This is a genomic window from Blastococcus sp. CCUG 61487, assembly GCF_005222955.1.
Classification (GTDB): domain Bacteria; phylum Actinomycetota; class Actinomycetes; order Mycobacteriales; family Geodermatophilaceae; genus Blastococcus.
This window is the reverse complement of sequence record NZ_LWUA01000139.1, coordinates 1-460: the sequence shown is the minus strand read 5'-3', so window position 1 is coordinate 460 and position 460 is coordinate 1. Positions and strand designations below refer to the sequence as shown.

At 80.9% G+C, this 460-nt stretch carries 1 protein-coding gene; it reads right to left on the bottom strand.

The genetic code is table 11. From position 1 onward, the window contains the following. A partial coding sequence (locus A6V29_RS08595) for a cell division protein PerM (protein ID WP_249933120.1) occupies positions 1-460 on the bottom strand: 460 nt, incomplete at both ends.

Here is a 460-nt window from a genome sequence, read left to right as displayed (position 1 = left end):
GCGACGCCGAGGAGCGCGCCGGCCAGCACCCCCGCGAAGCCGGCCACGACCGAGCCGCCGTCGCGGGCGGAGAACCGCCGGGCCAGGGTGACCCCGGCGACCAGCCCCGCGAGCGCGGGCACCGCCTGCGAGGCGAACGCGAGCAGGGGCACCGCCTGCGTGTCGGGCAGGGCGGCGAGCAGCGGCAGCGCGGGCACCGGCCCCAGCGTCACGCCGTGGACCGAGACCACGGTGCCGCTGCCGATCGCGAAGCCCGGGCCGGCGGCCAGCCCGAGCACCGCGGCGGCGGCGTTGGGCAGCAGCACGACGCCGAGCAGGAGCAGCCCCAGCGCGCCGGCGCCGGCTCCTCCGAGCTGCCCGGAGACCGCGGCGTAGCCGTCCGCGTCCGCCGCGAGCGCCACCGCCACCACCCCGAGGCAGAGGGCGAGGGCGGTCAGGACGCCGGCCAGCACCCCCCGCA